This is a genomic window from Paenibacillus chondroitinus NBRC 15376 (genome assembly GCF_004000765.1).
Lineage (GTDB): Bacteria > Bacillota > Bacilli > Paenibacillales > NBRC-103111 > Paenibacillus_E > Paenibacillus_E chondroitinus.
The window spans coordinates 32,253-56,947 of record NZ_BILW01000010.1 but is presented as its reverse complement, the minus strand read 5'-3'; the positions used below and the strand labels follow the sequence as shown (position 1 = coordinate 56,947).

Sequence of the window (24,695 nt, the reverse complement as noted above, 5' to 3'; positions counted from 1 at the left end):
GACCGACTCCTCACGAGCACACCAGCGCGTGGGGAGCGGGCATTTCAGAAGGGTAAGAAGGGAGCTGCCGCCTCATGTACCGCATCCTCATTGTCGATGACGAACCGATGATACGCAAAGGATTACAAAAGCTAGTCGAACAATCGGAGCTGCCGATCGAAAGCCTGCGAACGGCTGAGAATGGTGTTGTCGCCTTACAGCGGATTCAAGAGGATCGACCTGACTTCCTATTTACGGATATTCGTATGCCCAAAATGGACGGTTTGGAGCTGTGTGCCCGCGTGGCCGAAATGGATGCGGACATCCAGGTTGTCGTTATTTCCGGGTATAGCGATTTTGAATATGCCCAGAAATGTGTTTCTTATGGTGTCAAAGAGTATTTGCTGAAGCCTGTAAATATCAAAGGGTTTCAGAACGTGTTGGAGAAGCTGATCCGTACCAAGTCCAAAGTAAGCTCGGAATCTTTCATTGCCGTAACGAAGCTGGAACAATGGGCAAGCCGCATGGAGCATGCGGTCTGGATGCTGCACCAGGCGGAATTAGACAGCTTGCTCGAAGAAATTCATACAGAGCTCAAAGATTATAAGCTGAAGCTGAACCGGCTTCTCGATATTTTGCAGGAAATTCATACCCTGCTGCATCAACGTTTGAATGTGCGCGATGTTTATCTCATGCAAGGCGAGCTTGCCCTAACCGGCGCTGACAGCGAAGAGGAAGCTTGGCTCCGATTCACCGGTGCGGTCTACGGCCACCTGGATGAGCTGAGGAATAAGCGGAAAGGGAAGCTGAAAGACCCCGTAGAGGTAGCGAAGCAATACATGGAGACGCACCTCGCAGAGGAAGTTTCCTTAGAGGAAGTAGCTGAATTCATCGGACTCAACCCGTCGTATTTTAGCCAACTATTCAAGCAAAGTACATCGGAAACATTCGTGCAGTACCGCACACGCAGGCGCATGGAAAAAGCGAAAAAGCTGCTGGAGCAGCCGCAATGGCGCATCACGGATATTTCGGGGGAAGTCGGATACGCTGACCACCCGCATTTTACGAAAACATTCAAGAAGTATGAAGGCTGCCTTCCATCCGAGTATCGCCAGCAAATGGGGATTCGTACATGAGAGGCAAGACGCTGTCACGGCAAATTTTTTCCAACTTTCTCATTGTGATCGTGCTCTCCCTCGTATCGGTTGGCGCTTTCTCCTATGTGCAGTCTTCCAGAGCGCTCGATGGCCAGGTGAAGCAGTACATGGAGCAAATGATCGATAGTGCCAACTATCAGACGGATAGTTATTTGCAAGCTTACGAGCTCCTCAGCAACGCGTTTTCCTCCAATTCGGATGTGCGCGCATTTATGGAAATCAAACCGGATGATTCGTACGAGTACTATGTTTACAGCGAAAAAATCAAGGAATTTGCACGTATTTCGGTCATTTCCGTTGTGACGTTATATAAACAGTTGAACATGATTTATGCGGTTGGCCAGCATGGGCGCTCAGTCATCTATGAGAATCAGAATTTGCTGAACTTCGATCCCGTACTGGTGAAAGAAAAGTATGATTATTTGATGAAAATGACGCCGGTAGACGGCAAAATCTCGCTGCTGAATATGAGTATTCGCGAGGTGGATCAGGGCTCTGTCGTGACGATGGCGCGTAAAGTAAGAGGACCTTCTTACGGGGATGCCAATCGCGGGGTCGTCGCCATCGAGATCAAGCTGGATGAGCTGGCGAAGACGTGGGATCGGGTGAGTCTGGGGAAAAAAGGTTTCTTTTTCATCATAGACGATGCCGGGAACTACATTTACCCTCGTTCGATGAGCGAGCGCAAGCCGCAGGACGATTTGGCTTCGCATGTGCTGGCAAGCGGCAACCAGACCTTCATTTACAAGTATGACGGTGAGGAGCGCATGTTTGTGTCGCGCAAATCGGGTTACTCCGATTGGAATCTGGTCGCTTCCATGCCGGTTGACGAGCTGCGGCGACCAGCTGATACGATTCGAACGACAACGATCAGCGTAGGTTTGATTACCCTGGCCATTGCGTTGTGGTTGGCAACCCGTTTCGGGCGTTCGATTATTGCGCCGATTCGTTGGTTGAAAGACAGTATGAGAGAGACGGAAAAGGGAAATTGGCAGTACATTGATGAATCCGGCCGCACGGACGAGATCGGCGGACTTATTCACAGCTACAACCTGATGGTGACGCGCCTTTCCGATATGATTGAGCGGGTCTACGAGGCGGAGCTGGAACAGCAGAAAAATGCCTTGGAGCTAGGGGAGACGAAGCTGGAGCGGCAGCGGGCGGAATATCAGTCGCTGCAGCTGCAAATTAATCCTCACTTTTTATATAACACACTCGAAACGATTAACTGTTATGCCATTGTTCAGGATTCAACGGAAATCACCGAGATGGTGGAAGCCATGGCGTTCATGCTCCGTTATTCCGTTCAAACCAACCTGGAAGAGATTACAGTGGCAAATGAGTTGAACCATGTTCGCAACTACATGATTGTTTTGCAGCATCGAACGGGCAAGGAGTTTGAAATTGACGTGGCGATCCCGCCATATCTGCTGCTGGAGAAAATGGTTCGGCTGACACTGCAGCCATTGATTGAAAATATTTTTCAGCATGCTTTTCCGGACGGTGTGGAGCCGCATCACTTTATCCGTATTAATGCCAAGAAGGAAAACGGCTTGTTCCAGGTTTTTGTGGAAGACAATGGCATCGGCATGAAGCCGGAGCGGCTTGAGGAACTGCGGAAGAAGCTGGAGCAGAACCGATTGGCGGAGCCGGAAGAGAACGGCTCGCCTCGCCGAGGCGGCATTGGCCTCATGAACGTGCATCGACGCATACAGATGGTGTTCGGCGAGGCTTACGGGCTGTCTGTCGACAGCGAGTGGGGACGCGGCTCGTGCCTGACGATGACGATGCCGGAGACGACGCGGCCGAAGATGCGGAACTGATGGAAGCGGGCCAAACCCGCCTTGCCACTGCCCATCTACGGGCAAGCGAGTTGGGCTGAATGCGGAGGAGGAACGCCTGGGGAACGCTTGAGTCACGCTGAGACACAATCTGAGAGCACTTGAGGCAACAACTAGAGACTTTCTTCGAGACGATGGCTGGAAGGCTGAGAAATCAGCAGGTTCGAAGGTTGCCAATCCGCCACTCTCCCCACGTCTCTGCTCATCTAAAAGCTAACGGACTCAGATGACCTTAATCGGCTCAAAAGTCTATCGCCAACTATTTTAAAGGACACAGAAGACCTTATTGGCTTGATATGATGGCATTTCTATGCTCTGAAGAAGAAATAGAGTCGCTCACCTCCGTTAGCCTTCAAAAAAGAAGCAAATAGACTCATTTAACGTTCCTAGAGTCCGTTACACTCATCGAGACGTCTAGACGCCAAGGCGAACGATCAAAATTTTCGTTGGTAAACGGGAAATAGAAGTCGCTAGAGGCTCTTATTTTCCCATTCATATATATCTTATACAAAACATGGGAGGAATTCATATGAACATCAACTTAACGGGGAAAATTGCACTGGTAACAGGATCAAACGCGGGGATCGGACGCGCGATCGCACTGGCTTTGGCTAGCAATGGAGCAAAAGTTGGCGTGAACTGCCTGAACAACGTAGCACAAGGGCAAGAAGTTGTCGCAGCCATTCAAGCGGCAGGCGGGGAAGCTGTGTTAGTGCAAGCCGATGTGACGAATATCGAGCAGATCGATAGACTCGTTAATGAAGTGGAGCAAGCGCTGGGTGGCACCATTGATATTTTAGTCAACAATGCCGGTCATCTGGTACAGCGTGTGCCGAATTCCGAAATGTTTGAAGAGATGTACGACCGCATCATGGATGTTAACTTGAAAAGCACCGTGTTTATGTGTAAAAGAGTGCTTGCCGGCATGAAAGCCAAAGGCTATGGCCGTATCGTCAACATGACATCTGTTGCTGCGCATAACGGCGGCGGACCAGGTTCGAGCGTATATGCAGCAAGTAAAGCAGCCGTACTTACTTACTCCAAAGGCTTGGCGAAAGAAGTCGCAGCAAGTGGTATTACTGTGAATAACGTATCCCCAGGATTTATCGGGAACACGATGTTCCACGCGACATTTACAACGGACGCAGCTCGTACAGCGACCATTAACGGCATTCCGCTTGGACGTGAAGGAGCGCCTGATGATGTAGCTGGCGCCGTGCTTTACCTGGCTTCCGATTTGGCTTCTTATGTAACAGGTGAAACGATTGAAATCAACGGCGGGATGATGATGCGATGAGTACCGCGCTTAGATCGGACCGTATAGCCCATCTATTAAAAGAGGAAATCGACAAGCTGCAGCAAGCCGGCAGCCTGTCGATTCCGAAAGAACCTGGTGGCTGGTGGCACCAGTATGTTTGTCCGCATCATCATACCGAACTGGTGTTCGATGATGGGCAAGTCGATGCATCCGAGTTCGCGTGCCCGCACGGCTGCAGCATTGAAGGCGAAGCTTACCGCGGCGCTTGGCTCGTGTTTAAACATCAGTCGCTGGCACGCGTTGCGTTGCAGGCAGCGGCTGTCTATGCGACGCTTGGCGAAGCTTCTTACGCCCAGCTTAGCAAAAGACTGCTCGTCGAATACGCCGAGCAGTTCCCGCTCTACCCCGTGCATCCGGAAGCGCAAAGCTGGATGCTGAAAGGGCGCGCGTTCCATCAAGCGCTCACGGAAGCGATCTGGTCCACAACCCTGATTCGCGCTTACTTATTATTGCGCGATAAAGGCGTTGTGTTCGATGAGAAGGAGCAGGCGGCTATCGACGTCTTCCTGGGATTGCTTGCCGGGAGTATGGAAGAATACCGGCACATTCTCATTCATGAGCGGAACAATGCGGAGAACAATTACACCGCTTGGCTGAACGCGTCATTGTCTTGCGTCTACGCCGCTCGCGGCGAACAAGCGGCGCTGGAAGCGCTGATTGAAGGCCAAGGCGGCTTCAAGCATCATCTCTCGATCGGCGTGAAACCCGATCAGTTCGAGTTCGAAGGAAGCACGTATTACCACGTATTCGTGCTTCGGGCGTACTTGATCGCTGCGGAGATGGCGCAGCGCTTCGGTATTGACCTCTACGCCGTCACAGGCGCAGAGGGCCAATCCATGCGCGGCATGCTGGAGGCGCTCGCCGAGCTGGCCGACGACCAGGGCGCGCTGCCTGCCCTGCATGACGGGCCGCTCGCGCGTGCTCCTTATGCCCGCGAGATCGCTGAGATCGCGGAGCAAGGGCTCGCGATCTACGGCATTGCCGGCCTCGCGCCGGTATTGCGCGAAGCGTACCGGCAGCTGTGCGCTGCCGGCGGCGAGCAGCTGGAAGCGCTGCTCTATGGCACAGACGAGCGCCCGCAGGCTCCTACGGCTCCGCGGGCTTCGAGACTCTGGCCGGATGCCGGATTCGTCATCGGCCGCGTGGCGGGGAACCCGCTGTCGTTCCTCGCCGATTTCGGCGAGCATGGCGGTTCCCACGGCCACTACGACAAGCTGCATCTGACGTTGATGCACCCTGCGCAAACGCTTACTCCCGATTTTGGCATGGTGCCTTACGGCTCGCCTATGCGGAAATCGTGGTTTGCCGAAACGTCCAGCCACAACACCGTGTCGCTGGACGGCATGTCGCAAGCGCCGCATGAAGGGCGCTGCGTTCGTTATGAGGCGGCTAGTGACGGGAAGTCCGTCTATGCCTGGTTGCAATCTACCGGAGCCTACGAAGGCTGCACGATGAATCGCCACCTGATGCTTACGGAAGAGTGGCTGCTGGATTGGTTCCAGGTGGAGCTTGCCGAAGGGGCGCGAAACATGGAATGGTGGATGCACCCGGCTGTTCAGCCTTTAACAGGAACGCTTGAAGAACGGGACGAGGTGTACACACTTCGGATTCAAGAGAAGGATGCTTCCTCGTTGGCAGAACAGAAGCTGCCGATCATTGGCGGGCTGGTGCCGGATGTTGGCCAACTGCAGCTGTCTTATGCACTCGGTGAGAACACCGTTGTGTTCCACACAGCCTTGGCGGAGCCGGGCGACGAGCTGCTGGCGGTACATACGCCAGGGGATTCTATCGACCCGAGTCAACCGTTGACAGCGGTCCTGCACCGTCGTAATGACCGTAGAGCTGATTTCATCCACGTGTATCGGGCCGATAGCAGCGCTTCAATCACCCGCGTATCCGCGCAGGAAATTGAGATTGCCGTACCCGGTCAACCGGAAAGCACATCACGTATTCAACTTACGGAAGATAAAGGGTTAATTTTCATATAGAAGAAGGGAGCATCGTGATGACAACTCTGTCGCCATTATACGAACCGCAGAGCGGCGTATTAACCGTACAATACGAACCGAATGAGCAAACTAAACTGTTGGAGAACCCGCCACGATTCACGTGGATTCCGGCCCAACTGGAGAACGACCGTTACGTGCTGCAAATTTCGCAGTCGGACGTATTTTCTGAGGCAGACACGCAAACGATCAAGCCGATTCCCTATAATTTATATACACCGGATGATGCCTTTGAGGCAGGAACTTACTTCTGGCGCTATGCTTTGCTCGGGGAGAAAGACGAACAGACCGCTTGGAGTAAGGTGAGACGTTTCGAAGTCCCGGCTGATCTGCCGGAAACTCCGCTGCCTAGTCGGGATCGCCGTTATGCCGAAGCCTCCTTGCAGCACCCTCGGTTGTGGCTCCAGTCCGCTGAGGTTGATGCTTTCCGACGCGAGTTGGAGGCTGATCCGACTTATTGCGGGTTCGATGTCTTTTATGAAAAGTCTGTGAAACTATGGATGGATCGCGAACTCATCGCTGAGCCACAGCCTTATCCAGGCAACAAACGAGTTGCCAAGTTATGGCGTCAAATGTACATGGACACACAGGAAGTTTTGTATGCCATCCGTCATTTGGCGGTAGCCGGAACGATTTTGGCTGACGAAGAGATGCTGGACCGCGCCAAAACTTGGCTGCTTCACGTCTGCAGCTGGGATGTCAACGGTACAACAAGCCGCGACTACAATGATGAGGCATCCTTCCGAATGACGGGAGCGATCGCATGGGGCTACGACTGGCTGCATGGGCAGTTAACGGAGATTGAGCGGAAGCTTGTACGAGAGGTTTTGCTTGCACGTGCACGGCAAATTGCTACACATGTCATAGACCACTCCAAAATTCATCACGTGCCATTTGACAGCCACGCCGTTCGTTCGCTGTCCAGCGTGCTGGTCCCGAGCTGCATTGCCTTGTTAGAGGAAGAGCCGGAAGCGCGCGAATGGCTGGATTATACCCTCGAATACTATGCATGCATCTATTCCCCTTGGGGCGGACCGGATGGAGGCTGGGCGGAAGGTCCGATGTATTGGACGACCGGGATGGCTTTTGTTACGGAAGCGATGAACTTACTGAAAAAATATACGGGCATTAACTTCTATAAGCGGCCATTTTTTACGAAAACAGGTGATTTCCCGCTGTACGCTTTCAGCCCGGATACGCTTCGCGCAAGCTTTGGCGATCAATCCACGCTGGGGGATCCTGTTAGCCTGAAAACAGGCTTCAACATCCGCCAATTCGCCGGAGTGACGGGTAACGGCCTGTATCAGTGGTATTTTGAGCGGGTACGTGAGACAGATACCGATTCTGAAATGAAGTTTTACAACTACGGCTGGTGGGACTTCCGTTTTGACGAAATGGTTTTCCGTCACGATTATCCCCAAGTGGAGGCCATTGTGCCAACGGATGCGAATATCGAACAGGTAAAATGGTTCCGCGACATCGGTTGGGTCGCCTTCCACTCGAATATGGCGGATCCTGAGCGCCACATTATGCTGCTTACGAAGAGCAGCAAATATGGCTCTGTCAGCCATAGCCATGGCGACCAAAACGGGTTCCTGCTGCACGCTTATGGTGAACCGCTTGCGATTGAGAGCGGCTACTACGTGGCGTTCAGCTCCACGATGCACATGAACTGGCGCAGACAGACGCGTTCGACGAATAATATTTTGATCGACGGCCTTGGCCAATACGCGGAGAAGAACAAAGTGCTGAACATGGCGGCGAACGGGTTCGTTGAAGTAGCTGAGCAGCGCAAAGGCTACGGCTACTCCCGCAGCAATGCCACAGCAGCGTATAAGGAGTACGTTCCTTATCTGGAGCGGTACGTACGCGAGCTGTACTTCTTTGGGACCTATGTTGTCGTCGTGGATCACATCGATCTGTCGCAGACGGGCACCGTGGATTGGCTGTTCCAGACGCTGTACGAAATGAAGCTGAACGGACAGACCTTCAAAGTCCAAGGCCGCAAAGCCGATATGGACGGTCGCTTCGTCTATTGCTCTTCCGGCGAGCTGGAGCTTACGCAGCATGAGGGCTTCGCGGATGTGGACATGAGCGAGATCGAAGGTTTGCCGCTGCATTGGCATCTCAAGGCGACGACGAAGCCGGCGCGCAGCCACCGGATTGCTACGCTCCTGGTGCCGATTAAGCATGGCGAGCCGAAGTATGTGTCCTATTTCATGGACGATCAAGGGTTCGACACGCATATTTATTTTACGGAAGATGGCGTGACTCATCGTGTTGAGGTGCCTAAGGCTTACTAGGCTATTTATTAGAACGGCTCTCCTTTGCCAATTTGGCGGGAGGGTTTTTTTATTTTCACGGCATGCGTTGAGTTGAGCTATTAGAAAATAGTGGGTAAATCTAGTTATTTGAGCGTTACTGAGGCGTGAATATGGATTAACTGGAAAAATTCCAACTAAACTGCTAGGTTTCTATGCTTTACAGAGCAATTATATGAATTTAGCCTGAGAAACTCCATTTATTTAAGATAAAACCTCGAAGCTGGCTGAATTAGTGATAGTTTTTCCAGTTAGTTGTTCGTGCAAGCCCACCAAATTTGCGATACCAAGCCACATCTTACCGCCTCTGTACGTCACTACAATCAACAATAAGGGGTATCCTACTGAATACCGGGGCTATGGCAAGCATTGCTCCACTTTCAAAGCTCTTTACGTCTTGAGAGTACTTTCACGCTCTTGTTAGCCCTGCATGCTTTACCACTCTTCATGCTCTTTGACAGTCACATCTCTCAACGCTTTTAAGCTATTTTCAAACGCATCTCAAACTCTTTCCAAGCACCATTCAAAGCTCATTAAACCCTATCGCTGGCATTTTCCAAGCCCTTGAAAGGATACATTCAGGTACATAAACCTATAAAAAGTAAACATGAATCCTAAAGTTCACACATTGTAAGGGCTGCCATTTTCGAGCGATAATAGGGTCATCAAGTTCACCAATCAAACGAGGGGGATTCACATTGATTAAAAAATATAAAGGTCTTCAATTAACAGCAGCAGGCTTACTGGCTATCTCCTTAACAGCATGTGGCGCAGGCGGCAGCACAACGACACCGGCACCGGGCGCAAGCGCATCAGCAGCTCCAAGCGGTGGAAGCACAACGAAAGAAAACGTAACGATTACGTTCCAAAACATATATCCCGATCCGACAGATCCGAAAAACGGCATGTTGAAAAAGATCGTGAACGACTACCAAACGAAAAACCCGAACATCAAAATCGAGCTTGATTCCCTGAACACGGACCAACAAAAGCTGAAGCTCAAAACACAAGCAGCATCCAAAGAAGTTCCGGACATCACGATCGTGAATCCAGCCGCTCAAATGAAACCTTTCGTAGACGCAGGATTGTTCGCGCCGCTTAACGACATGGTTGAGCAAAACGGCCTGAAAGGCACGTTCCAAGAAGGCATCTTGAACTGGTACACATTCAACAATAACATCTACGCATTGCCGGATGGTAACAACATCGGTCTCGTTTACTACAACAAAGACTTGTTCAAACAAGCTGGCGTAGAAGTACCGAAAACATTCGAAGATATGGTTGCAGCTGTAAAAACACTGAAAGGCAAAGGCATTCAGCCAATGGCGATCGGTGAAAAAGATTCCTGGACCGGTTCCTTCTTGTTCATGAACGTGCTGCTTCGCACAAATGGCGGCCCTGGCTTCCTGCAAGCCGTTGTTGATGGCAAGAAAACATTCGCAGATCCAGCATTCACGGATGCTGTAAGCAGCTTCCAAGACCTGATTCAAGCTGGTGCATTCCAAGAAGGCGCAACTTCTTTTGACTACAACGCAGGTGAAAACTTGTTCAAAACAGGTAAAGCCGCTATGTACTACATGGGTTCATGGGCAACAGGCGGTATCGAGACTTCTTCCGTTAACGGTAAAGTCGGCGTATTCAAATTCCCAACGGTTAAAGGCAAAGGTAACCCTGACGAGTTCATGCTTGCACCAGGAAGCGCGTTCGCAATTTCTGCTAACAGCAAACACTTGAAAGAAACGAAAGATTTCTTGAACTACTTCATGCTGAACTTCCCGAAAGAAGCATTCGCGGTTAAAGGCGCAGTAGGTATCGCTCAAAAGGTTGACGGTGACTTCAAAGCGGCTGGATACTCCGATATGGCGATGGAAGTTCTGGATATGTTCAAACAAGTTAAAGGCGGCGACCTTGCATTCGATAACACAATGAACCCAGGAACAGCACAAGGCCACTTGGCAAGCATCCAAAACCTCTTCGTTCAGAAGAAAGATCCTGCTGAAGTTGGCAAAGAGCACCAAACAGCTTACGATACGAACAAAAAGTAAATAAATAATCATTTAGCAGCCAAATCGGAATTTATCCTAAGCGCCGCAAGGGTGTGGAGGATGAATTCCGATTGGTATATCTCATGAAGGAGGCGAGCCAAGTGAATGTGTTAAGAGTCTCCAAGTGGACGATTGCCATGTTTGTACTGCCATGTTTGTTGATTTATGTCTGTCTCGTTTTTGTACCGATTCTAGTATCGTTATATAGTGGTTTGCTGGATTGGAACGGGATCAGCGGTGCAAAATTCGTTGGTTTGGAGAATTTCCGTAACTTGTTGTTTCATGATCCTGTGTTTTGGCCGTCCGTGAAACGGACTTTAATGTTTGCTGTATTTTCAATGGTTGAAATTCCAATTGCCTTAGGTGTAGCCGTTCTCTTGAACCGATTCATCAAAAAGCCGAATTTTCTAGTTTCTGCATACTTTTTACCGGTTATTTTGTCTGTTGTTATCGTCGGACAGCTCTGGAAAACCATTTATAACCCTGCCGCAATGGGCGGTATGCTCAATCAAGTATTGGACATGTTGAATCTGCATAGCTGGTCTAGATCTTGGTTAACGGATCCGAAGATTGCTATGTACTCTCTGTATTTCGTGGCCCTGTGGCAGTACCTGGGGTACCACACCTTGATCCAGTTTACCGGCATTCAGAACATTCCTGCTGATATTTATGAAGCAGCGCGAATTGATGGAGCGGAAGGTCTTAAAGCTGACTGGTATATCACTTTCCCTATGAATATTCCGATTTTCAAAATATCGATCGTTCTTGCCTTTATCGGCTCTTTACAAGCGTTTGACATGGTCATGGTTATGACCGGAGGCGGCCCAGCGCATGCGACAGACGTCATTTCTACACATATGTACAACATGTCCTTCCTATCCATGAAGTATGGATATGGTAGTGCGATCGCTGCATTCTTGGTTGTTTTATGTTTGATTGCAACTGTAATTATCAATGGTATCTTTAATAAACTAGAGAGAAGATTTACTTAAGGAAGGGGAGTGTCACCATGCAAGATGTCAGGAAAGCAGCGGTAGCTGCGCCTGCAATGACTCGGAGACGCAAAAGCTTCTCTATCCTGAAAGTTTTGGTCATTGCACTCTTGTCGTTGCTCGTAGTTACACAAGTGTATCCACTGCTTTGGTTGTTTATTTATTCGTTAAAAACGAATGAGGAAATCTTGTCGGGGCGGTTTTTCGCCCTCCCGCAAGTGCTTCAATGGAAGAACTTTTCCTCTGCTGTAGAGGCGGGGCATTACTTCCAGTACTTGAAAAACAGTCTTTTCGTCACATCAGTTACAATGGTCTGCGTTATCTTGCTTAGCTCCTTGGTTTCTTTCGCGATTACAAGGTTTAAGTGGAAATATGGCCAAGTCGTCATGATCATCTTCCTGATCGGGATGATGGTTCCGATGCAAGCAACATTGCTGCCGCTGATGATTATTTTCAAAAATCTCAATGCTTTGAACACGCATCTATCCATCATCTTGCCTTATATCGCGTTTCAGACGCCGATTGCGGTTTTTATCCTCAGCGGTTTCATGAAATCCATTCCGGCTGAGATTGAAGAATCTGCTGTCGTAGACGGCGCGGGGGTTTTCCGAATCTTTGGAAGCATTATTCTACCGATTTCGATTCCTCCAATGATGACAGTATGTATCTTGACGTTCATCAATATTTGGAACGAGTACATCCTTGCGGCGACATTCATTTCGTCCGAGCGGCTCAAAACGCTGCCTTTCGGGGTGAACAGCTTCGTGAGTCAATATTCGGTTAATTACGGGGCAATCGGGGCGTTTCTCGTGTTAGGCGCGCTGCCGGTCATTATCATTTATTTCTTATTAGCCGATAAAATTACAAAAGGTATGGTAGCGGGAGCGGTGAAGGGTTAACCTCACCCCTCTCTTTTTGCCGTTTAGGAAACAGCCTGTGATATGATAACCTGTAACGACTAACGAAAGGGGACCGATTTCGAAGTGACACGGGGCCTTCATTCTATTCATAGCCGGCTGTTTTTGCTTTTTATTTCCTGCATGCTGATCCTCTTAACCTTGGTAAGCGTGCTCTATTACAAGAAAACAACGGACATTATTCATAGCAAAATCAGTGATTTGGCGGAGAAAAATATTTCCCAAACAGTGGGCCTGTTTGAATTGCTTCTGCAGGGTTATGACAGCATTACGAAATCGCTTAACAGTAATTACGAGATGCTTAGATTAATCCATGACCGTGATACGAGCAAAGATGAAGCAGTTAACATTATTAATGAGCGCACCATTACGAATATCATGGGAGCCGCCTACTACTCCAGAGACGACATTTTCGGAATTCATATCATTACGAATGCGGGCAAAAACTATAACTATGAACGCGGCTTTGACAGTGTCATTAATGCGGACTATGCCAGTACGGCCTGGTACCATAAGCTGCAGGATTCCTCCGGTGAAATGGTTTGGCTGGGTCTATCCAAAGGTTCGATCATCAACCGGTTTCAGCAAGACTCCGTTTTCGTATTCGGACGCAAACTGTACGATTTAACCGATCATCGCTTGATTGGCGTTCTGGTGATTGAAACGAACCCGCAGCCGATTCTGGCGGCGCTTTCGAACGTGAGGATTTCCCCGAACAGCCAGGTTTATATCGTCGATAAGGAAGATCATATGATTGCCTCTACCGCGGGGGAGAAGGACAGTCCACCTTCTTTCGGAGGCCTGCCGCGCCCGCAAAACAATGAGATCGTCGTGGACGACAGAACGGAACAACTGATTGTTTCCGCCAAAGCGAAGATGTCCGATTGGACCGTATTCGGTTTAACTCCCAAAAGTGATATTAACTCTGAGGTTGTGAAAACGAGAGAGTACCTGTACCTCGTGATTCTGGCGGTGGTGTTCCTGTCCTTGGTGCTTGCGAGCATTATTTCCCAGAACATTTCCTCGCCGCTTAAGCTGCTGATCCGGGAGATGAAGCAGGTGGAGATGGGGAATTTCAAAGGTTCAGTAACGGTCAAATCGTTCGAAGAAATCAACTCGCTTGTATCTTCCTTTAACCGCATGGTGAATCGGATGGATGAGCTGATTGATCGCATCACGCTCGCCACCGTGAGTGAGAAGAACGCGGAGCTGCAGGCGCTGCAATCTCAAGTTAATCCGCATTTTCTCTATAATACGCTCGATATGATTTATTGGATGCTAGACGAACGGGAAAACGACCGTTTAGGTAAAGTGATTTTAGCTTTGTCCCATATGTTTCGCTACAGCAGCGACTGGCAGGAGGCATCGAAGACCACCCTTCGCCAAGAGTTGGATCAAATGCGTCATTATATGACGATCATTGAGAGCCGCTTAGAAGGCAGGGTCAGCACTGTTTTGGACGTTGCGCCCGAATGTCTGGATGTGGTCCTTCCGAAAATGACGCTTCAGCCAATCATTGAGAATGCGGTTAAGTATGGACTAGAGCCGCTCGATCGGCCTGGCTTGCTGCGGGTCTACACGGAGATCAGCGAGCATGAGCTGCGGATTGTGATTGAGGATAACGGTGTCGGCATCGAGGAGAGTGCCCTCCAGAGCATGCAGGAGCAGCTCATCAAGGACGCATCGGATATTGACGGCGCTATGGCATCCCTGCAATCTACACAGACAACCAGTGCATCCGGCCAAACTAGACGGGGCATTGGCATTACCAACGTGCATCGCCGGATCGTTCTTATGTTCGGAGATATTTATGGACTTCGCATTCATAGCAAGCAAGGAGAAGGAACGACCGTCGTCATTGCGATGCCGCTCCCTCGGAAAGGAGAGTAAAACCATGGACATTCTCATCGTAGATGATGAAACGGTGATTCGGGAGGGCATCCAGCGTACGCTGCTCAACCGCTTCCCTGAGCATCAGGTTCATCTCGCGGCGAACGCAGAGCAAGCGATTGCCTTGCTGCGGAGCCATCGCATTCAAATCGTCCTCACCGACATTCTCATGCCGGGTATGACTGGGCTGGAGCTCATGAATATGTCCCGGAGCCGGCATCCGAATGTGAAATGGGTGGTCATCTCCGCCTATTCTGAATTTTCGTATGCGCAGGAGGCTGTGCGGCTCGGAGCCAAGGATTATTTGCTGAAGCCGATCGGCAAAGAGGTACTCAGCGAGATGATCCGGAAGCTTGGCGAGGAAATCGCTCACGAAATCGAGCTGAACGAGGAGTCTGAGCTCCTGAAGGCGAACCGCAAATATTTGCAGGAAGCTGTCTTTCAGCGCTTTGTACAAGGGCTGGATACCGGCCGCATCGATATGAAGCCCTTCATGGAGCAGCACCCGCATTTCCATCTCATTATGGTGAAAATGGAGAGCGATAAGGCCGTGTTCCTCGAAAATTTCATTATCGAGAACGTCCTCCAAGAGCTGATCGAGCGCTACGGCAAAGGTTTCGTAACGGTCCACGACAGCAAAAGCCTGCTCGGCATCGTCACACTCCCGGATGCCGCGCTCTTGACGACACTCGTGGATGAGCTGCGCAGCCACCTCGTGAAGTATTTGAAGGTGCCCTTTCAGATTATGAGCTCCGAACAGATCAACCGCTTCGAGGCGGTGCCAGCCGAAGTACAGCGCATGCGTCAAGCTTCGACGACGCAGGTCTACGAGCATCATGCGAGCGGCAGCGACCGCTCGGTGGATGTGGCTCTGCAATATATTCGCACGCATTATCATGACGACCTGTCGCTGGAGAAGGTCGCAGCGATCGTGTACTTGAATCCGGTTTATTTCAGTCAGTTATTTAAGCAGAAGATCGGACAGGGATTCAAGGAATATGTCACGCATCTTCGCTTGGAACAGGCGAAGCAGCTGCTTTTGAACCCTAAGCTGAAACTGGCGGACGTCGCCGATCGGATCGGATATCAGGATATGCGTCATTTCTCCCAGGTGTTTCGCAAGAAATATGGTGTGACCCCCTCTGAATACCGAAATGAGCAAACGCCGAACTCGGTGTGAGTGTTGTCAAGAGGTAGGGACTCAGCCAACTTTAAGCAAATTCTAATAAAAGCGCTTAAAGCTAGGCGCCGCTTGGATATCCCAAAGGACTGGTAAATACCGGTCCTTTTATGTGTGTTATGGTGGACCCAGGGCCAAACAAGCCCAACACCATGATCCATGAAGGAGGATATCCCATCATGCTACTAGTGAAAAAGAGCCGCCTTAGCAAATCATTCGTGGGAATCGGCCTTGCGCTTTCCTTATTAACGTCCGGAACCATGTTATTCGGACCTCAGTCAGCCTTCGCTGCTGCGAGCGATTCTGCAGCAACTGCAGCCTATAGTGCCACAAGTACGAGTTCAAGCAAAGCAAGCGGTATTGTACGAACGGCACGATCCTATATTGGTAAAGTGCGCTACAAATTTGGCGTCAGAGACACGTCGCGTTTGATTCTGGATTGTTCTTCTTTTACACAGCTGGTTTTCAAGAAAAATGGGATCACGATCCCATGGAGTTCGGCAGATCAAGCGAAGTTGGGGACGGCCGTTAAGAAGAAAGCGAACCTGCGCGAAGGAGATCTCGTCTTCTTCAGTACGTCCAAGCCCGGCCGCATCAATCATGTGGGCATCTATGTCGGGAATGGCAAGTTCGTGAGCAACACGGCGAGCTCCGGCGTCGTCATGTTGGATATGAATGATAGCTACTGGAAAAATCGATATATCACAGGCCGTCGGTTGTAATTGACCGATGGCTCCCTTTAGTGTTATATAAAAGAAAACCTACATAAGGGAGCAGGGAAACGATAATGACTTTGAAAAATGCTTTTGACGATGTGAAAAAGTTTCACCAGACCTTTGAGCACCCGGTAGGCACGACGCCGCAGCGCTTGTCGGAGAGCCGCAAGGCAGCTCGCTTGGCTTGGATGCAGGAAGAGCTGGACGAGTTTAAAGAGGCGGCGACACTGGAAGATGAAGTGGATGCCATGATTGATGAATTGTACTTCGTGTTGGGTACCTTAGTTGAGATGGGGGTCGAGCCAGGGCCGATTTTTGACATCGTGCATCACGCTAACATGTCCAAAGTGTGGTCGGACGGTCTAGTCCATAAGAACGAATTTGGCAAAACCATTAAGCCCCCCGACTGGCAGGACCCTTTCGACAAAATTAGAGCAGAAATTCGCAGGCAAATGAACGATAAATAAGTTTTCAGTGGAGGAGGAAGAGGCATGTTATTTCATACCAGGCTGAAAGAGCTGAGACAACAGCAAAATCTAACGCTGCGCAAACTTGGCGAGAAAGCGGGCGTCAGTTATTCCATCCTGAATTCCATCGAAAATGGTCGAATACAACCGTCGAATGATGTCGTAATTGCACTAACAATTGCCTTGAAAATAGAGGATAAAGAGGAACTGTTATCCTTAGCAAGAAATGCCTCTGAAGGGTAATTGCATTACCCAAATATGTGTGGTACAGTATTAATAGTCTTTGGGGTAAAACCTGAATTGCTTATTGCAAAGGGTTATCATTTTAGATTGTGAAACCTTTTCCAATGTGTAATTTTTTTGTTCGAAACAAGAAAAAAGACATGTTAATTAAAACTTTGGAGGTATTACCCATGGCAGTAGGAACAGTTAAATGGTTTAACGCAGAAAAAGGATTTGGCTTTATCGAAGTAGAAGGCGGCAACGATGTATTCGTACACTTCTCCGCAATCCAAGGCGAAGGCTTCAAAACTTTAGACGAAGGTCAACAAGTTGAGTTCAACGTTGTTCAAGGCAACCGCGGACCACAAGCTGAGAACGTTGTAAAGCTGTAAGCTTTTGCTTGCATAGATAGCAGTTCGGAGAAGAACTCTTAACATTATGTTAAGAGTTCTTTTTTTTGCCGTAGGGATCTACGGGGCGCTATTTCCATGAAAAGTGGCATTTTTCACCCGGGAGGGAACTGGGTTCCGCTATTTTGATAATTTCACCTGAAAACAGGCATCCGCAGGTCGTATAAGACCCTGTAGTTCCTCTCAAAGAGGAAACAACTCAGTTTTCGGTTGAATAGAGGATCATAGTTCCCTCCATCATGCTTGTTGACACAGAGCTCGCGAAGGGCGCCTAGAGTGTGTCCACTCAGCATCCGCAGGTCACAGGCCTGCCACACAGATGCTGCCCATACGAGGCATTTTGCGATGCGCTCCGAGGCTCGAAGAGGGGTTAGTTCGTTACTGTGTAATAAACGGAACAGAGACGTGCTCAGACGCCTCTCAGGAGGCGCCCGTGCCATACAAAAGGGCTGCCCTCGAGTAGATGATCTACTTCAGGGCAGCCCTTCTTGGTGCTTATCTATCTATGGGAATTTATTGATACTCTTTGGCCTTTTTCACAAGCTCGTCATAAGCAGCTTCCGGGGTAACTTTGCCGAACATAACTTTCTCGCCAATCGTTTTGAAATCCTTCGCTGTGTAGTTGCTCCAGCCTTTAGCCCCGGCATTGAAAGGTTGAGCGTCAGGAGCTACGTTCTTAATAAGCTCAATTTGCATTTTATCCGCAGGGGTGAGTTTCGGTGTTAAATACTCGAGCATTTTCTTGGAAACCGGTACGCCCCGTGTTGTGGTTAGAATATCTGCCGCTTCGCTGTCATTCACGAACCAGTCGATGAATTTCTTGGATTCTTCGGCATATTTGGAATCCGCGCTCACAGACCAGAACATGGAAGGCTTCAGCCAACCGCTGGATTGCACGCCTTTCGGTTGATTCACAAGGGAATAAACGTTAGGTTTTACAGCCTCATAGCCAGGCAGCAGAGCGGCGAAAGTACGCTTCATAAACACGTTGTCATTGTTCATGAGATCGAGCTTTGCGTCAGACTCTTTATCCGTGGTCGCAATCTCTGCCGGAGGAATGACACCAGCTGTGCGGAGCTCGGCATATTTTTTAACAAAAGTCAGGTAGGTGTCTTTGTCGATGTTGAATTTGCCGTCTTCTGTAATCGGATAGCCTTTGCCTTGGCTCAGTTGATAAGCGGTGTAGACCGTATAGTCAGATGTTGCGTCCATTAAGACATATTTATCTTTTTCCAGTTTGGCTTTGGCATCTTTGCCGAATTGGAAATATTCATCCCATGTCCAGTTATTTTTAGGTGGCGTGATTCCGAGTTTATCAACCGCATTTTTGTTGTAAATCATGCCGGTTGCGTTATTGCCTAACGGGATCGCGTAAAGTTTATCTTTGTACTTGCCTGAGTCGACGAGCGACTTGTCGATATCTTCGGTGCGAATGCCTTTGGATAAGTCAGCAAGCTGGTTTCTGCCCGCATATTCGGAAAGCCAAGCCGGGTCCATTTGAATGATATCAGGCGCATTTTTGGCAGCTGCTTGGGTAGCAAGCTTATCGGCATAGCCGTCAAATCCCGAAAATTCCGGTTCGAAGGTTACATTCGGATGTTTTTTCGTATAAGCATCCAGTGCTTTTAGCGTAGCATCGTGTCTTGCTTGTGAGCCCCACCATACAATACGCAGTTTCACAGGCTGAGTGCTTGCAGCGTTCGGCGCTGTCGTTGCAGCTGTGCTGCCTCCTGCTGTATTTGCTTTATTCCCAGAACCGCATGCGCTTAAAGACAGCGCTATCAAAGCAGTCATGCTCAGCATGCCCCATTGTCTCATCTGCATTTTCATTGATAATCCCCTCTCGCTGGCTAGTCGTCCCTACAATCTCATTATAGGATTAACGGAAAAAATGAAGAATGATAGTAATGAACACACTTCTTTCACTTTTGATCACAAAATAACAAAGCACAAAACATAATCTTGATTTGGTGAACGATGGTTATCCGCTTTTGCCTACTTCGCTTGGACTCATACCTGTATACTTTTTGAAAATAGAGCTGAAATAAGGGACGTTCTTGTACCCGACCTTCTCAGAAATTTCATAAATGAGATGTTTGCCTTCAGCCAGTAGGGCCTGCGCTTTCTTCATTCGAACCTGAATCAGGTAGTTGGTGAACGTTTCGCCGGTTGATTTTTTGAAAATCTGGTTCAAATAGTTCCGGGATAAGTACAGCTTTTTCGACATATCTTCCAAGGATACCTCTTCGGCATAGTGGTCATGCGCATATTGAATCATGAAATCGACAGCTTCTTTATGTTTGGAATTCTCATTCCAATGCCGGCTAGTGGCGATGATATGAATTTTGGCGCGCAGCCACTCTTGCAAGTGGGTTGTCGTTTGAATTTGCATGATTTCCGACGGCAGATGCATGTCCGGAAACAGCTCATCCAGCACAATGCCAACGCTGTACAGGGAATAGGCGAAGATCGTCCATAACTCTGTGCATAGATACTGCAAGTAAGCAGGCGTTATCGTTGGTGTTTGCTGCAATTGATGAATATAGGCATCTACAATTTGCGAAGCAGTCTCTTCCTTCGAATACACAATGGCTTCCGCAAGCTCCTGATAAAACTTGATTGGCCGAATCGCCAAATCCGATGGCAGGGAGGTTGATTTGCCTGGCTGCGGAGTCATCGTTTGCTGGAGCAGATCCAGGAAAGCCTCCTCGGTGGAATCGGATATTTCCTGCCAAGCTGTTTTCATTTGACCTATTCCGATTCGGATGTTCAGTTTAAGATACATGAGCACACAGTCAGTAATCCGATTGCCGATTGCGTGAATACGGCTAAGGGCTGCGTCAGCAGGCTCCGAAGGCTCTATATGAAACATGATCGCAGCATGATGGCTGTGAAGCTCGATGAAGTCCGATTCAGGCCAATCTTCCGATAAAATTTCCTGAATGATATTAGCCAGTGCAAAACGGAATAGATTCCAATCGATTAGCGACAGGTTTGCCGTGCGTATTGTGCTCATCAGCTCAATGCCCATGACAAGGTGGTGGCGATGAATCCAGTGCTGCTGCTCAGCAGGAGGGAGATTTAGGCCGGAAACCCATTTGTGGGACGTCCCGGTCATGACCGATTTCAGCCATTCCTGCTGTCCGAATGGTTCATAGAGCATCAGCTTTTTTCTGATGTCTTCTTGTTCCATCTTGATCAGCTCTTTGGCTTCTAGTTCTTTAATGACTTTCTCCAGCACAGTCCGAAGCTCATCTACGGTAACGGGTTTGGATAAATAGTCACTGACGTGAAGACGCAAGGCTTGCCGTGCATATTGGAAATCGGTGTACCCGCTCAGGATAATAATCTCTCCTGGGAAGTTCGCTTCCCGGAGTTTTTCAATCATTTCAAGCCCGTTCATCACAGGCATATAAATGTCCGTAATAACGATATCCGGCTGGGTTTGACTGATCATCTCCAACCCCTCGGCTCCATCGCTGGCCTCGCCTGCAAATTCAGCGTCAATGGCTTCCCAAGGAATTGCCTTTTTCATGCCTTCGAGCACTTGAAAGTCATCGTCAATGATGAGTATTTTCCACATAATACCGCTCCTCCACCTGTTCTTTGTATTGAATTTGTGGCAGCAGAACCGTGACAAGCGTGCCATTGCCTTTGGAACTGGTCATTTGAACACCGTAGGGAGGCCCGAAATAGGCTTCAATCCGCTCCTTCACGTTGCGCACGCCATAACCGCCCGTCTTCCTTACCTTCGGTTGATTCCAATCGGGACGCAGCCCCACCCCGTCATCTTCAATCTGGAATTGGATGTCTTGATTGATCAGCTGTACGTTCACCTTGATCTCACCTTTTTTTCTGCCGTGGAAACCATGAATAATAGCATTCTCAATAAAAGGTTGCAGCGTTAACCTTGGAATATAGAGCTCTCTGGCGGACTCGTCGACGTTAATAGTGATTGACAATCGGTCGCCCCAGCGGATCTGCTGAATTTGCAAATAACATTCGACATGTGTGATCTCGTCGGCGATCGGAATGAGCGTCTCTCCGTTAGATAGGCCGATACGGAACATTTTGCCCATCAAGGAGAGAATTTTACTAATTTTGTCTTGGCCTGAATCAATGGCCAACCAGTTTAGTTGATCCAACGTATTATATAAAAAATGAGGGTTAATCATCGCTTGCAACGCTTGAATTTCCGCTTCACGCTGGCGCTTATGCTGCGCTTTCAAGGAATCCAGCAGTTCCTCAATGCGTTCCATTTGTTTGCGATAACCGTTAAACAGGTTTCCGAACTCATTGGTATAGTCTTGAGGCAAGTCTGCAGCAAAACCCCGGTCTGGCAGCTTGCTCATGAAGGCGAGCAGTAACCGGATGGGCTTGGTAAATTGTCTGGAAATGAAAAACGTGACAAAAAATCCAATAATAATAGCGGAAAGACCTACCGTTAAAAGAATCAGTGCCAGACGGATACTGCCGTTAATGATGTTCTTCCAAGGCGTGACCTCAACCAACATCCAGTTGGAGGGCGATTTGCTCCATACCAGTAGGGAATCGCTTTGCTGTTTGGTTGACAGATGCGTGCTTCCGGACTTTTCAGTTACGACTTTCAATTTATCCAGTTCATCAACTTGCAGGCTTTGATCCCCAATCGAGGTCATTTTCCTGCCGCTAGCATCGAATAACAGCCGGCTACGGCCTTCCGTTTCTCCGCGAATCAGGTCCTGAATTTCCGAAGATTTCACATTCAGCATCAGCATGCCATAGTAAATACCGGAGTTGTTATAAAGCTTTCTGGCATAGCCGATTACATTGAGCGGACCTTTGTTGGTCTGAATCGTCCGTTCTTTAATCCAAGCGGAATCGTTATTTTGAATATCCGGAAACCAGTCTTCTTCGCGTACTTTTTGCAAATTATAGACGCGAATAGGACCCTGCGAATCCGGCATAAAAGGCCGCTCCGTATACAAATAAATCGACTGCACCATGGTTGTGCTGTAGGTGATGCTCGCCAGCAAATTCTCCAAATCCTGCTTCCGGCGATTGCGCTCAAATAAGTCGCTTTCGAGCGGATCGTATCCGATAATATCGATGTTTCTGGAAGCGGCCAATGACATTTGCTCTATCGAGTTTAGCTGAATGACCAGGCGTTTATTTAACTCATTTAATAGATCCTGCTGATAATTAGCGGTATTGCTGGCCAGCTCGCGCGAAGTGAGGCTGTAGCTTATCCATGAGGTGACGAGCAGCAGCACGGCGATGAAGGCGGCGAAGCTGCCGAAGAACAGCCGGCCGATGCGGACACGCTTGAACATAGTAAACAAGGCTGATCCCCCTCATAAGATGCTGTGAAACTGGAAAAAGGCTGCCAATTTCGCAACCTTTTTCATATTTTATTTCATTTTAGCCTTTCACAGCACCGGAGGCAATGCCGTCAACAAAATGGCGCTGCGCCATAAAAAAGATGATGAGCGAAGGGATGATGGATAGAAGCGACATCGCCAGCAATTGTCCCCAAGGCAGGGCAGACTGGCTGTCCACGAACAGTTTCAAAGCCAGACCGACAGTGTATTTGCTAACCGAGTTAATATATAGCAGGTGACCGAAGAAGTCGTCCCAGTTCCAAAGGAAGCAATAAATAGCGACCGTGACGAGCGCTGGCTTTGTAAGAGGAAGCACAATTCGCCAGTAGATGCCGAACCAGTTGCAGCCGTCCATTTTGGCCGACTCGTCGAGCTCACGCGGAATGCCGCGGATGAATTGCACCAGCAGGAAGATGAAGAAGGGGCCTCCAATACCTCCGGCCAAAGCATGCGGCACATAGAAGGGCAGGTACGTATTCACCCATCCCCAAGTATTAAACATGATGTACTGAGGCACCAAAGTCACTTGGCTTGGCAGCATCAGGGTAACCATCAGGATGGCAAACCAGAAGTTTTTTAGCGGAAAATCCAACCGCGCGAAGCCGAACGCAACTAAACTGCAGGAAATGACAGATGTAATAAGCACTCCGGCAATTAACTCAAATGTATTGAGATAGAAATGGGTGAACGTAAATTTAGGAATGGCGATCCAGCCTTCGCTGAAGTTACTCCACAACCACTCATTGGGCAGAAGAGAAGGAGAGCTCATCTCTGCATTGGACTTGAAGGCAGCTCCGAACCACCACAGCATGGGATAGATCATGAGTAGGCTGAATATAGCCAATAAGGAATGAGTTCTTAACGTTTTAGCGGATATAAGTGAGTTTCTCATTTACCTTTCGCTCCTTCTGTTTCGTAAAATACCCAGTAGCGGGACGAGGCGAAAATGATTGCCGTCACAACAGCGATTACCACGAGAAGTATCCAGGCCAGCGCCGAAGCGTAACCCATCTCATACCGGGAAAAGGCGCGATCATAGAGGTACAAAGCGTACATATAAGTCGAGTTAATCGGGCCGCCCTTTGTAATAATGAAGGCTTGCGTGAACATTTGAAAAGAACCGATAGTTTGCAGCACAAGGTTAAACAGCAGAACAGGAGATAGCATCGGCAGGGTAATACTAACAAACTGTCTTACTTTTGAAGCGCCGTCAACGGATGAAGCCTCATATAATTCAGTGGGGATTTGTTTAAGGCCCGCAAGGAAAATCACCATGGAGGAACCGAACTGCCAAGCGACAAGAATAATCAATGTTCCTAAAGCCGTCTTGGGGTTGCTGATCCAACTGGTGCCGTTAATGCCGAGCATGCCTAGAAATTTATTGATAAAGCCGTCTATGCCGAAAATGTTTTGCCAAAGGATCGCTACCGCAATGCTGCTTCCAATGAGAGAAGGCAGATAGATGAATGTGCGATAGACCGAAATTCCTTTAATTTTCTTATTGAGCATCATCGCCACCATCAGCGCGCTAAACAGCTTAATTGGCACAGATAATACGACAAACAAAATCGTTATTTTCAAAGACTGTCGAAAAATCTCATCATCTGCAAAAATTCGCTCATAATTGCGCAAACCAATCCATTCCGGTGCGTCAAGCAGCGTATATTTCGTAAAAGAATAATACATCGATTGGATCATCGGCCAAAGTGTAAGCAGCAGAAACCCAAGGAGCCACGGGGAAATAAACAGATACCCCGCAAACGGCGACTCCCAGCGGCCTTTCAAAGAGAAGGATGATGTTATTTTTCGGGACTGAACTCTTTGTGTAGCAATACTCGTTTCAGCTTTCATCGGGAATAACCGCCTTTCATGTC

Annotated in this window: 19 protein-coding genes; 14 read left to right on the top strand and 5 right to left on the bottom strand. The window is 48.9% G+C overall.

The features are described from left to right. The first annotated feature begins 74 nt into the window (after positions 1-74). The 14 genes from PCH02S_RS13805 (at position 75) to PCH02S_RS13740 (ending at position 17,443) form a co-directional block, all read left to right on the top strand. Entirely contained in the window at positions 75-1,115 is a 1,041-nt protein-coding gene (locus PCH02S_RS13805) for a response regulator (RefSeq protein ID WP_127453906.1), read from the top strand. Continuing rightward, on the top strand, positions 1,112-2,959 hold the full coding sequence (locus PCH02S_RS13800; protein WP_127453904.1) for a cache domain-containing sensor histidine kinase: 1,848 nt from the start codon (positions 1,112-1,114) through the stop codon (positions 2,957-2,959). The genes PCH02S_RS13805 and PCH02S_RS13800 overlap by 4 nt, the downstream gene beginning before the upstream one ends. 547 nt (positions 2,960-3,506) lie before the next feature. Beyond that, a complete protein-coding gene (locus PCH02S_RS13795) occupies positions 3,507-4,274 on the top strand; it encodes an SDR family NAD(P)-dependent oxidoreductase (protein ID WP_127453902.1) in 768 nt (255 codons plus the stop codon). After that, entirely contained in the window at positions 4,271-6,283 is a 2,013-nt protein-coding gene (locus PCH02S_RS13790) for a heparinase II/III domain-containing protein (protein ID WP_127453900.1), read from the top strand. The genes PCH02S_RS13795 and PCH02S_RS13790 overlap by 4 nt, the downstream gene beginning before the upstream one ends. A 17-nt stretch (positions 6,284-6,300) precedes the next feature. After that, positions 6,301-8,604 (top strand): DUF4962 domain-containing protein, encoded by a 2,304-nt coding sequence (locus PCH02S_RS13785; RefSeq protein ID WP_127454108.1) that lies wholly within the window; start codon positions 6,301-6,303, stop codon positions 8,602-8,604. 716 nt (positions 8,605-9,320) lie between these two features. Next, positions 9,321-10,667: an extracellular solute-binding protein gene (locus tag PCH02S_RS13780; protein ID WP_127453899.1), complete on the top strand. Its 1,347-nt coding sequence runs from the start codon at positions 9,321-9,323 to the stop codon at positions 10,665-10,667. A 101-nt stretch (positions 10,668-10,768) separates the two neighbouring features. Further along, on the top strand, positions 10,769-11,659 hold the full coding sequence (locus PCH02S_RS13775) for a carbohydrate ABC transporter permease (RefSeq protein ID WP_127453897.1): 891 nt from the start codon (positions 10,769-10,771) through the stop codon (positions 11,657-11,659). A gap of 56 nt (positions 11,660-11,715) precedes the next feature. Then, positions 11,716-12,558 carry a carbohydrate ABC transporter permease gene (locus tag PCH02S_RS13770; protein WP_127454106.1) on the top strand — a complete coding sequence of 281 codons (843 nt, stop codon included), beginning with the start codon at positions 11,716-11,718 and terminating at the stop codon, positions 12,556-12,558. Between the two features lie 84 nt (positions 12,559-12,642). Continuing rightward, positions 12,643-14,466: a sensor histidine kinase gene (locus PCH02S_RS13765; RefSeq protein ID WP_127453895.1), complete on the top strand. Its 1,824-nt coding sequence runs from the start codon at positions 12,643-12,645 to the stop codon at positions 14,464-14,466. 4 nt (positions 14,467-14,470) lie between these two features. Further along, complete coding sequence (locus PCH02S_RS13760) at positions 14,471-15,646, top strand: response regulator (protein ID WP_127453893.1); 1,176 nt, start codon at positions 14,471-14,473, stop codon at positions 15,644-15,646. 179 nt (positions 15,647-15,825) lie between these two features. Next, positions 15,826-16,368 (top strand): C40 family peptidase, encoded by a 543-nt coding sequence (locus PCH02S_RS13755; protein ID WP_127453891.1) that lies wholly within the window; start codon positions 15,826-15,828, stop codon positions 16,366-16,368. Between the two features lie 65 nt (positions 16,369-16,433). Continuing rightward, on the top strand, positions 16,434-16,829 hold the full coding sequence (locus tag PCH02S_RS13750; protein WP_127453889.1) for a pyrophosphohydrolase domain-containing protein: 396 nt from the start codon (positions 16,434-16,436) through the stop codon (positions 16,827-16,829). 24 nt (positions 16,830-16,853) lie between these two features. Then, positions 16,854-17,072 (top strand): helix-turn-helix domain-containing protein, encoded by a 219-nt coding sequence (locus tag PCH02S_RS13745; protein WP_127453887.1) that lies wholly within the window; start codon positions 16,854-16,856, stop codon positions 17,070-17,072. A 170-nt stretch (positions 17,073-17,242) separates the two neighbouring features. Beyond that, the gene (locus tag PCH02S_RS13740) at positions 17,243-17,443 is read left to right on the top strand and encodes a cold-shock protein (RefSeq protein ID WP_126140957.1); all 201 of its coding nucleotides are present in this window, start codon (positions 17,243-17,245) and stop codon (positions 17,441-17,443) included. 531 nt (positions 17,444-17,974) lie between these two features. Here PCH02S_RS13740 and PCH02S_RS13735 read toward each other — a convergent pair. The 5 genes from PCH02S_RS13735 to PCH02S_RS13715 form a co-directional block, all read right to left on the bottom strand. Next, the gene (locus PCH02S_RS13735) at positions 17,975-19,291 is read right to left on the bottom strand and encodes an ABC transporter substrate-binding protein (protein WP_127453885.1); all 1,317 of its coding nucleotides are present in this window, start codon (positions 19,289-19,291) and stop codon (positions 17,975-17,977) included. A gap of 151 nt (positions 19,292-19,442) precedes the next feature. Continuing rightward, positions 19,443-21,044, bottom strand: a complete 1,602-nt coding sequence (locus tag PCH02S_RS13730) for a response regulator transcription factor (RefSeq protein ID WP_127453884.1) — start codon at positions 21,042-21,044, stop codon at positions 19,443-19,445. After that, complete coding sequence (locus PCH02S_RS13725; RefSeq protein ID WP_246069077.1) at positions 21,022-22,773, bottom strand: cache domain-containing sensor histidine kinase; 1,752 nt, start codon at positions 22,771-22,773, stop codon at positions 21,022-21,024. The genes PCH02S_RS13730 and PCH02S_RS13725 overlap by 23 nt, the downstream gene beginning before the upstream one ends. Positions 22,774-22,861: 88 nt before the next feature. Next, the gene (locus PCH02S_RS13720; RefSeq protein WP_127453880.1) at positions 22,862-23,713 is read right to left on the bottom strand and encodes a carbohydrate ABC transporter permease; all 852 of its coding nucleotides are present in this window, start codon (positions 23,711-23,713) and stop codon (positions 22,862-22,864) included. Next, positions 23,710-24,672, bottom strand: a complete 963-nt coding sequence (locus PCH02S_RS13715) for a carbohydrate ABC transporter permease (protein ID WP_127453878.1) — start codon at positions 24,670-24,672, stop codon at positions 23,710-23,712. The genes PCH02S_RS13720 and PCH02S_RS13715 overlap by 4 nt, the downstream gene beginning before the upstream one ends. Positions 24,673-24,695 lie beyond the last annotated feature (23 nt).